17 protein-coding genes and 1 pseudogene are annotated in these 9,161 nt (G+C 57.4%); 1 reads left to right on the forward strand and 17 read right to left on the reverse strand.

The window, feature by feature from the left end; translation table 11 throughout:
- Positions 1–133 precede the first annotated feature (133 nt).
- From ABIZ35_RS11520 to ABIZ35_RS11530, 3 genes are all read right to left on the reverse strand, one after another.
- On the reverse strand, positions 134–724 hold the full coding sequence (locus ABIZ35_RS11520; RefSeq protein ID WP_348220051.1) for an NUDIX hydrolase: 591 nt from the start codon (positions 722–724) through the stop codon (positions 134–136).
- A 217-nt stretch (positions 725–941) separates the two neighbouring features.
- Positions 942–1,526 (reverse strand): hypothetical protein, encoded by a 585-nt coding sequence (locus ABIZ35_RS11525; RefSeq protein WP_348220052.1) that lies wholly within the window; start codon positions 1,524–1,526, stop codon positions 942–944.
- A gap of 46 nt (positions 1,527–1,572) precedes the next feature.
- Positions 1,573–1,803, reverse strand: coding sequence for a hypothetical protein (locus ABIZ35_RS11530; protein ID WP_348220053.1), 231 nt, complete (start codon positions 1,801–1,803; stop codon positions 1,573–1,575).
- Between the two features lie 191 nt (positions 1,804–1,994).
- Between ABIZ35_RS11530 and ABIZ35_RS11535 the strand changes: the two genes are divergently transcribed.
- Positions 1,995–2,210 carry a hypothetical protein gene (locus ABIZ35_RS11535; RefSeq protein WP_348220054.1) on the forward strand — a complete coding sequence of 72 codons (216 nt, stop codon included), beginning with the start codon at positions 1,995–1,997 and terminating at the stop codon, positions 2,208–2,210.
- Positions 2,211–2,314: 104 nt separating this feature from the next.
- Here ABIZ35_RS11535 and secG read toward each other — a convergent pair whose 3' ends face one another.
- The 14 genes and pseudogenes from secG to map all read right to left on the reverse strand — a co-directional run.
- Complete coding sequence (gene secG / locus ABIZ35_RS11540) at positions 2,315–2,548, reverse strand: preprotein translocase subunit SecG (RefSeq protein WP_348220055.1); 234 nt, start codon at positions 2,546–2,548, stop codon at positions 2,315–2,317.
- Between the two features lie 3 nt (positions 2,549–2,551).
- Positions 2,552–2,755: a twin-arginine translocase TatA/TatE family subunit gene (gene tatA, locus ABIZ35_RS11545; RefSeq protein WP_348220056.1), complete on the reverse strand. Its 204-nt coding sequence runs from the start codon at positions 2,753–2,755 to the stop codon at positions 2,552–2,554.
- Between the two features lie 2 nt (positions 2,756–2,757).
- The gene (locus tag ABIZ35_RS11550; protein ID WP_348220057.1) at positions 2,758–3,174 is read right to left on the reverse strand and encodes a twin-arginine translocase TatA/TatE family subunit; all 417 of its coding nucleotides are present in this window, start codon (positions 3,172–3,174) and stop codon (positions 2,758–2,760) included.
- A 166-nt stretch (positions 3,175–3,340) separates the two neighbouring features.
- The gene (gene rpsI / locus ABIZ35_RS11555) at positions 3,341–3,736 is read right to left on the reverse strand and encodes a 30S ribosomal protein S9 (protein WP_119322371.1); all 396 of its coding nucleotides are present in this window, start codon (positions 3,734–3,736) and stop codon (positions 3,341–3,343) included.
- A 10-nt stretch (positions 3,737–3,746) separates the two neighbouring features.
- A complete protein-coding gene (gene rplM, locus ABIZ35_RS11560; protein WP_348220058.1) occupies positions 3,747–4,178 on the reverse strand; it encodes a 50S ribosomal protein L13 in 432 nt (143 codons plus the stop codon).
- A gap of 33 nt (positions 4,179–4,211) precedes the next feature.
- Entirely contained in the window at positions 4,212–4,970 is a 759-nt protein-coding gene (gene truA / locus ABIZ35_RS11565) for a tRNA pseudouridine(38-40) synthase TruA (RefSeq protein ID WP_348220059.1), read from the reverse strand.
- Between the two features lie 10 nt (positions 4,971–4,980).
- A complete protein-coding gene (gene rplQ / locus ABIZ35_RS11570) occupies positions 4,981–5,379 on the reverse strand; it encodes a 50S ribosomal protein L17 (protein ID WP_348220060.1) in 399 nt (132 codons plus the stop codon).
- Positions 5,380–5,479: 100 nt separating this feature from the next.
- Positions 5,480–6,454 (reverse strand): annotated as a pseudogene (locus ABIZ35_RS11575) (DNA-directed RNA polymerase subunit alpha); the annotation flags it as partial.
- A gap of 237 nt (positions 6,455–6,691) precedes the next feature.
- The gene (rpsD, locus tag ABIZ35_RS11580; RefSeq protein WP_348220061.1) at positions 6,692–7,318 is read right to left on the reverse strand and encodes a 30S ribosomal protein S4; all 627 of its coding nucleotides are present in this window, start codon (positions 7,316–7,318) and stop codon (positions 6,692–6,694) included.
- A gap of 28 nt (positions 7,319–7,346) precedes the next feature.
- Positions 7,347–7,742 carry a 30S ribosomal protein S11 gene (gene rpsK, locus ABIZ35_RS11585; RefSeq protein WP_348220062.1) on the reverse strand — a complete coding sequence of 132 codons (396 nt, stop codon included), beginning with the start codon at positions 7,740–7,742 and terminating at the stop codon, positions 7,347–7,349.
- A 95-nt stretch (positions 7,743–7,837) separates the two neighbouring features.
- Complete coding sequence (gene rpsM, locus ABIZ35_RS11590) at positions 7,838–8,215, reverse strand: 30S ribosomal protein S13 (protein WP_348220063.1); 378 nt, start codon at positions 8,213–8,215, stop codon at positions 7,838–7,840.
- A gap of 30 nt (positions 8,216–8,245) precedes the next feature.
- Positions 8,246–8,359, reverse strand: a complete 114-nt coding sequence (rpmJ, locus tag ABIZ35_RS11595) for a 50S ribosomal protein L36 (protein WP_119322379.1) — start codon at positions 8,357–8,359, stop codon at positions 8,246–8,248.
- 71 nt (positions 8,360–8,430) lie between these two features.
- Positions 8,431–8,631 (reverse strand): translation initiation factor IF-1, encoded by a 201-nt coding sequence (infA, locus tag ABIZ35_RS11600; protein ID WP_245992590.1) that lies wholly within the window; start codon positions 8,629–8,631, stop codon positions 8,431–8,433.
- Positions 8,632–8,727: 96 nt separating this feature from the next.
- The coding region (gene map, locus ABIZ35_RS11605) for a type I methionyl aminopeptidase (protein ID WP_348220064.1) at positions 8,728–9,161 on the reverse strand (434 nt) is incomplete at its 5' end.

Here is a 9,161-nt window from a genome sequence, read left to right on the forward strand (position 1 = left end):
GACAAGTAGGTGTCAGAGAGTATCTGCGTTCGCAAATTACATCCTTACGGTCCTGTGACGAGTGAATGGACGGCAGTGATTTGCTCCCCTTTTACCCTGCGAAGCAGCTTGTTGGGAAAAAGGGGAAAGCGCTTTAGCGCCGGGGGAATAGGGATGGCGCCGGGGGAACAGGGGCTCCAACCATCAAATAATGCACCGCCCGCGTCAGCCCAATAATGCTCAAGGCATCCGTAATCCGGCCATCCATCGCCATCTCGTAAGCCTCGGCAATCGGCAGACGCCGGATCTGAAGCACCTCATCCCCCTCGGGTTCGGAATGCCCCTCCGTCAAATCCAGCGCCAGATAAACACGTCCAGTTTCGTTGCTGACGGAATTGGACAGGTGGTGCTCTCCCAGGTCGACCCACTCACCGGCGGTCAGTCCCACTTCTTCCTGAAGTTCTCGTTTGGCGCTGTCGATCAAAGGGAGGCCAAGCGGTCCCCCACCCTCGGGGATTTCCCACGAATATAAGTCTAAAGGGTATCGCCACTGGCCGACGAGCCACGTGTCGCCATTCTCGGCCACAGGGACAATGCCGATGGCGTAGTTCTGATACTCGATCACGCCATAGATGCCCGGCTTCTCATCGGGACGAATCACTTGATCCTCACGAACACGGATCCAGGGGTTGACGTAGACTTCACGGTTGCCGATGGTCTTCCAAGGGGATGTTTGCTCTTCCATAGAGCCTTATAGTAGAAGTTTTGAGTGAGATTTGTCAAGAAAATAGGTGACGGTGTTAGAACACACTTCTGGCGAACGTTATCGCAAAGTTTCTGGAGTGCCCGAAGGGGCACATTGTGCACTTCTAGACGCGATTTTAATCGCCGGCTCCTGGGTAGATTTGTCAAGAAAAAAAGCGCGAAGGCGTGTGCCCTCGCGCTCTTTTTGTGATCTGTCTTTAAGCCGCCATCGCGTGGTCGCGTTTGCGGTGATCCTCCTGAGCGGGAGTAAAGGTCACCGTGCGCGCGTCCTGGCGCTTGCGGAAGTTGATCGTTTCCCATTGGGCGATGTAGTCCTGAATGACCAGCGCCATCTTACGGGCCTCAAACTCGGTCATTTGAATGGTCAGACTGTCGGTCGCCTTCACCATTTTGACCTGCCCCTGGCCCTGCACCTCGCCCTGGCCGTTATCGATGCGCAGGACGTAAGGCTGGCGGTACTTGGTTTCCTTCTTCAGGGAAAGCACGCGCGCCTCGGTGTAGTCTTGGCCCGCCGTTCCCTTGTGATCCTCAAAGGCGGTGAACTGGCCGGACAGAATATCGTAGCAGACCAGCTTGATGTCGTCCGAGTCGACATAGTGGCGAACGCGCCGGGTAGCGGCCCAGTTGTCGTCGAACTCGACCAGCGTGATCGACAGCTTGCTGCGCTTGACATCGAACGCAAGCATATCCGTAATGTCGAGGATCTTGTTATCTTTGGCGACGAAGCGATGGATCTGGATCTTGCTCACTTCGCCGCCGTTGTTGTTTTCGTAGTTGCTCATTTGATTTGCTCCTTAAACCGTGTCTGATCTCAATAAGTATCGTATTTTACAGAATTTTGCGGTAGTTGCACTGCGGCTCGCCGCCCAGCGACGACCAGCATTCCCAGCAGATCAGGTAACCCCGGCCGCCGACGTAATAGCAATTCGACACAAGGTCGTCGCCGCACTTCGGGCATTTGCCGCGCACCCATTCTGGCTGAGGCCGGCTCGACTCGCCGTCGAACGCCTGCCGCACGCTTTCCACCACTGCATTTGTTTCTAAAAACGTGTCCTTCATGGTCACTCCTCTGCTCACTAAACCCGCTCAATAGTCACATATATATTATATCCGAAGTGACAACGAGTGGGAGGGATTCACAGCGAGAGTGAAAAGCGAAGTTCCGAGAATCTCATGAGGTGAGAATCTTTGGGCGTGAAACGAATGGCCTGGGAAACACCGTATTTTTAAGGGAGAAGTTTTTCGGGTAAATGACCAATAATAAAGTCAAGCAAACAACCGAAGGCGGGGAGGAGAGAACGTTGATACTACTTTGGATAATGGCCGGCTACTGCGCCAGCGCCGTAGCGTTCTATGCATATATTACCGCGACCGCTCGCCCGGAGCCAATGGAGGATTCCGTGGTCGTCATCGACATGGATGAATGGCGAAATCGAAAGAACGAACAGACGCGACGCGCCGCGTAGGCAGCGATCAATATTCTCGGCAACGATATGCCGAACAAAAGCCCCTTTCTCCGCAAAGATCGCGGAAGAAGGGGCTTTTTTTGTTTTAAGACCGACGGTTCGATTTAGCGATAGGCCAGCGCGACAAGAAGCGCGACGGCGAACCAGGCGATGGCCAGGTTGCGCGTATACTGCTGCATCCGCTCTTCGTAGCCCGGCATGCCCTTGAAGTTCGCCGGCGTCTGCACGCCGATCGTTCCAAAGCCCTCGTTCTTCGATGTCTGCGTCGCCACCAAAAAGACGAATGCAACGCTGATCAGTCCCTGAATAACCAGCAGGACAATCTTGACGACTTCCATTAACTACTTCTCCTCGGTCTTCACGACGGTGGGAGCGACACTTGTCGGCTCATCTTCATCCTTCGTGGCCTTTTTAAATTCTTTGATGCCTTCACCCATCGACTTGCCCAAACCCGCCAGCTTGCCGCCGCCGAACAGGACGAGGACGATCACCAGGATAATACCCCATTCGACTGGGGAGCCGGTAAAGAATGCGATTGGTAACATGATCAATGTCCTTTCACGTCCGCGCTTGCGTCGCTCTCACGAGGCGATGTCGACAGTTTCAGCGGCCCGACAGTGCGAATAGTGCGTTCCGGATACGCCGGGGCCATCGGATCGTAGGAATCCGTCTGTCCGCCGTGGTCCGATTCCAGCATCGTCACTGAGCTGGGCGTACGCTCCATCGACCGATACGAGCTTTCGACATCGTCGCGCGCCGACGTCGCGACGGTCGTGACTTCGTCGCGCACGGAATGAACCACGCCGGTTAGTTCATCCGCCATCTTTCGAAACTCTTTCATCGCCTGTCCCAGCTGCCTACCGACTTCCGGAAGCTTTTTGGGGCCAAATACGATCAAAGCGAGCGCGGCGATGATAATCCACTCGGGAGGCGCGCCAAATCCCATTGCAATCGGCATAGTCATACCTCGCTTATATATACTGATCCAAGCGGAAAAAAGTTCACGCCCAAAGGCGATATTCACGCTCAGACCCGTTGCGAAAAATGGCGTTCCAAAACGGAACGCCATTTTCAAGCGACGACGCATACCACTGCGGGCATGGAAACGCCGTGGACGGCGTTTGCGTAAATTAACGCTTGCTGAACTGGAAGCCTCGGCGTGCGCGCTTGCGTCCGGCCTTCTTCCGCTCTTTGACGCGCGGGTCTCGGGTCAGGAAGCCCAGTTTGCGCAGTGCGGGGCGCAGATCGGGATCGGCCTCGACGAGCGCCTTGGAAATGCCGTGGCGCATCGCGCCGGCTTGACCGGAAATGCCGCCACCCAGGGTCTTCGCCCAGATGTCAAACTTTCCGAGGGTCTCGGTGACCTCCAGGGGCTGACGGATCAGCGCCTCCAGAGTAACGCGGCCGAAGTAGGCCAGCGGCTGCTTGTTGTTGACGACAATATTCCCTTCACCAGGAGTCAGCCAAACCTTTGCGGTGGCGTTCTTGCGGTGACCGGTGCCGTAGTAGCGTGTGGTGGTTGCCATTGAATCGTTCCTATGCAGTCTGAGTCGGCTTCTGAGCCTGATGCGGATGTTCCGGGCCGGCGACGACGCGCAGCTTCTTCAGCATATTCGCGCCCAGCGTGTTGTGCGGGAGCATGCCTTTGATGATGCGGTGCATTGTGTCCACCGAGCTCTTCTCCAGTTCGCGGCCGCGAGTAACGCTGCGGATACCGCCGGGATAAAGCGTGTGCCGGTAGATCGGCTCATCTTTTTTGTTGTTGCCGGTCAGGCGGACCTTATCGGCGTTGATGATGATCACATGATCGCCGCAGTCGACGTGCGGGGTGAATTCGGGTTTGTGCTTACCGCGAAGCAATCGAGCCGCTTCGGCCGCAAGGCGACCGGCGGACTGATTGGTTCCGTCCAGCACGATCCACTGGCGGCTTTTTTCCATGTCCGCCGGCTTAGCGCTAAAAGTTGTCATTTATCCTTCTCCGTAATCAATAGCGATATTGATTCAATATTGCACGCGCATCAGAAACAGACCGTGCGGCGCCGCTGGCGCCACGGGGTTTAAGGTGCGGCTTCTCGTATCTAGTATCTCGCGAGCCGCGCCCGGCTCCAAATCTCCCACTCCCACCGCAACCATCACTCCGACGATATTGCGGACCATGGTCCGTAAAAATCCGTTCGCCGTCACGATCACCAAAAGGCGGTCGTCACCGAAGCGGCGTATCGACAAGTGTGTCAGATCGCGAACCGTCGTCGGTCCCGGGCTGCCGCCGCCGCGAGCATAGGCCGCAAAATCATGCGTTCCCACCAGCGTGGCTCCCGCGGCGCGCATCGCCGCGCGGTCCAGCGGTCGTCTGCAATGCAGACTATAACGGCCCCACACCGCGGAGCGAGCGCGGCGGGTTGAGAGCAAGTAGCCATAGGTCCTGGAACGCGCCGAGAAACGGGCGTGAAACCCGTCCGGCGCGTCTTCCGCACGGGCGACGGCCAAATCGCGCGGCAGACTGCTGTTGAGTGCGATCGCGAGACGCTGCGTCGGGATCTTTCCAGTAGTCTGGAAGGACACGATCTGCCCCAGCGCGTGCACTCCGGTATCGGTGCGACCAGCGGCGTGAAGGATCACAGGTTGATCCACGATCCGGCTCACGGTTTCCTGCAGTACGCTTTGAACGGTCCGTTCTCCCGCTCCTTGTGATTGGTAGCCGAAGAAATCCGTCCCGTCGTATTCCACCGTGAGCTTTAAGGTCCGCGCCGCTTGGTCCATGCGTCCGGGATTACCGCCCGATCTTTACCGGGGCGGTCGGCAGCCCAAGCTCGCGCTCGATCAGCAGCTCAAGCTGGACGATCGGAGCGGCGTCGCCGCGCCGCGGGCCGATCTTGGTCATGCGGGTGTAACCGCCGGTGGAGTTCTTGAACTCCGGGGCGATCTGCGTGAACAGGTGATGCACCAGCGTCTCGTCGTTCAGATACTTGCGTGTCTGACGGCGATTGTGAAGGGTATCGACGCGCGCCGTGGTGATGATCTTCTCCGCAATGATGCGGATATCCTTGGCGCGGGTCTCGGTGGTCTTAATGGTCTGGTATGTCAGCAGCGAGCGGACCAGCCCTTTGAGAAGGGCTCGGCGCTGATCGCTGGGAAGACCGAATTTACGGCCTCCAATGCGATGGTTCATGGAATGCTCCTATTTATTCTTCGTCCGCCGCACTCACCGTGACGTCTTCATCGTCCTCGGCTGCGCCAGCGTCGTCGTCATCATCATAAGCGCCGTCGTCTTCGCTTCCGCCTTGGATGCTCAGACCCAGCGACGACAGTTTCTCGCGAACCTCGGTCAAGGACTTCTTGCCGAAGTTGCGGATCTGCATCAGATCGCTTTCCGAAATCTGGATCAGATCGCCAATCGTTAAGATATTGGCTTTCTTCAAACAGTTGTACGTACGCACCGAGAAGTCCAGCTCCTCGATCCGTGCGTCCGGAGCGCCCGCCGCGCCGACGGGGTAAGCCGCGCCGGCCGCCGCGCCGATCCGTCCGCCGAGGCCCTTGGGGAACTCGACGAAGCGCTGGAAGAACTGCTCCAGCAGGTAAGCGGCCTGGCTCAGGGATTCCGCAGGAGCAATCGTTCCGTTGGTCCAGATTTCCAGGGTCAAGCGCTCAAAGTCCGTCTTGAAACCGACGCGGGTGGCTTCCACGTTGTACGCCACGCGGCGCACGGGGGTGAAAGCGGCGCCGATCGGGATCACGCCGATGACTTGCTTGCTCTTATCCTGCTTGTCCGGGAGGACGTATCCCTTGCCCTCTTCGACTGTCAGCTCCATGGAGAGGCTGGCGTTGGCGTCGGAGATGGTGGCGAGATAAACTTCCGGGTTCACGATCTCAACATCGCTCGGGCATTGGATGTCCGCGCCGGTGACGCGTCCCTCGCCCTTGACGTCGATGCGAATGACCTTCGGCTCGGGCTTCGCGCCGCCAAGCAGCGCGCCGTCGCCATGCACCTTCACGAACAGATCCTTCAGGTTCAGGATCAGTTCGGTCGTATCTTCTTTCACACCAGGAATGGTTGAGAACTCGTGCAGGACACCGTCCACCTTGATGGAAGTGACCGCCGCGCCTGGAATGGAGGAGATCAAAACGCGGCGCAGGGAGTTCCCCAGCGTCACGCCATAGCCCCGCTCCAGCGGCTCGACGACAAACTTTCCGTAAGTGTCGGTCTGCTCCAGAGTCTCAATGCGTGGTGTCGCCGTTTCTATCATTGTAATCCGTTCTGGCTCCTGGGCCCTCACGCGCCAAAACGCTCCAGGGGGCTCCCCGCCTTTTGGGATAATCTCCCAAAAGTCGGGAAGCTCCGCCGAGCGTAAGCGCGGAGGATCCGAAACATATCGCACAACGGGCGATAACGTATCGCGACTGGCGATTCACGATGTCGATGAATGGGCGAGCCTACCAGAGAGCTCGTCCGTCTTGCATAAGCGCCGTCACTGCTCTCAGAATTAACGGGAGTAGTATTCGACGATCAACTGCTCTTCGACATCCGTATCGATCAGGTCGCGTGTCGGCAGCGAAACCACTTTGCCGGTCAGCGTGCTGGCGTCGAAGCTCAGCCAGTCCGGGATATGACGTCCCATGCCGCTGAGCGAAGCCAGCATCGGGGCCAATTTGCGGCTGTTGTCATGGACGGTGATCACGTCGCCCGGCTTCACAAGGAAGGAAGGGATGTTGACGCGCTTGCCGTTGACCATGAAGTGTCGGTGGGTCACGAACTGGCGAGCCTGAGCACGCGAGGACGCAAGGTTCAGCCGGTAGACCGTGTTGTCGAGGCGAACCTCAAGCAGCGCGAGCAGGTTCTCGCCGGTCACTCCACGGCGTCGCTCGGCTTCCGCCAGGTAGTTGCGGAAAGGCTTTTCCATAACCCGGTACGTACGCTTCATCTTCTGCTTTTCGCGAAGCTGGGTGGCGTACTCGGTCATTTTCTTCTGCATTCCCTGGCCGTGCATGCCAGGGGCGTAGTTCCGTCGCTCGATACCGCATTTCTTGCTGTAGCAGCGAGTTCCCTTCAGATATAGTTTGACTCCCTCGCGCCGGCACTGACGGCAGCGGGCATCTCCACTGATTGGCATTGTTAAAGAATCTCCAAAAAAATCGAACTCAAACGCGTCGGCGCTTCGGCGGGCGGCATCCGTTGTGCGGGATCGGGGTGACGTCCTTGATCAGGGACACCTCGACACCGACGGCCTGCAAGGCTCGGATGGCGCTTTCGCGGCCGGATCCGGGTCCCTTGACAAACACGTCGACACGGCGGAGACCGTGCTCCTGCGCCTTGCGGGCGGCATTCTCAGCGGCGAGCTGCGCGCCAAAGGGAGTTCCTTTTTTGGAGCCCTTGAACCCAACACTGCCTGCGCTAGCCCAGGAAATCAATTCACCTTTGACATCGGTGATCGAAACAATTGTATTATTGAACGTGCTCTGGATATGAACGATACCCTGAGCGATGTTCTTCTTCTCTTTCGGCTTCTGCCGAGTTGTCGTTTTCTTTTGCGCCATCGAACTACGAATACTCCTATCATCCCGTCGCACTCGGCGGCGGTACAGGAAGCTTTCCACGCGAAGACCACAAAGTCTTCAGGAGGAAAAGCTACTTACTTCTTAATTTTCTTCTTACCGGCAACCGCGCGGCGCGGTCCACGTCGGGTTCGAGCGTTGCTCTTGGTCTTCTGACCACGCACGGGCAAGCCCTTGCGGTGGCGAATGCCACGGTAGCAGCCGATCTCTTGCAGACGCCGGATGTTGATAGCGATCTGTCGCTTCAGGTCGCCTTCGACGCGGAATTCGCGCTCGATGGTTTCACGAAGCTTAGAGACTTCCGCCTCTGTCAGGTCGCGGACACGAGTGTCCAGGCTGATGTCATTTTTTGTCAGGATGTCGCGGCTGCTGGTGAGCCCGATCCCGAAAATGGAAAGTAGCGCGTACTCTACCCGCTTGTCGCGCGGCAGGTCGACGCCCGCAATACGTGCCAAAGATTGCCTCCTGGAATGGCGGCGGCGGGATTAACCCTGCCGCTGCTTGTGCTTCTTGATAACGCAGATAACGCGCACGACACCGTCGCGCTTGATTACCTTACACTTATCGCAGATTTTTTTTACGGACGCCCGTACTTTCATGCGAAACTCCTCGTCTTATCCGGCGACTGAACGCCACCGGATTTCGTTACGTCTATATAAGCAACTTAGGGTTACTTATAACGGTACAAAATGCGGCCCCGGGTCAGATCGTATGGGGAAAGCTCGCACTTTACCCGATCTCCCGGAAGGATCTTGATGAAGTTCATGCGGATCTTACCGCTGACCAACGCCAAAATCTGATGTCCGCCTTCCAGATCTACGCGGAACATGGCGTTCGGCAGAGTTTCCGCAATGGTTCCCTCTACTTCGATCGCTTTTTCTTTCGCGTAAACTTCCGCTTCCTCAGCGCGGCGCTCTTCGCGCGCTTCGTGAGTTTTTCGTGGTCTTCTCGCCATAGGCTAGATCAGCTATTTCCCTTCAGAGGCAGGCAAGGTCAAAATGTCCGGCCCGTCCTCAGTAATCGCGACCGTATGCTCGAAATGGGCTGAGAGACTACGGTCGCCTGTAAAAATAGTCCACTCATCCCCCGCGCGATGGATGGCTTCGCGCGTCCCGATGTTAACCATCGGTTCAATGCAGATCGTCATCCCCGCGCGAAGACGCTCGCCACGACCGGGTCGACCGTAATTAGGAACCTGAGGGTCCTCATGCACGGTGTTTCCAATGCCATGGCCCACCAAATCACGAACGACGGAATACCGGCTGCGCTCCACATGTTTCTGGATCGCTGCGCCGATATCGCCGATCGTGTTGCCGACACGCGCCTGCGCAATGCCCTTATACAGAGCCTCGCGCGTCACTAACAGCAAGTTCTTTGCCGCCGATGAAATTTCTCCGACGG

Source organism: Capsulimonas sp. (assembly GCF_039929585.1).
In the GTDB taxonomy this organism is placed as follows: Bacteria; Armatimonadota; Armatimonadia; order Armatimonadales; family Capsulimonadaceae; genus Capsulimonas.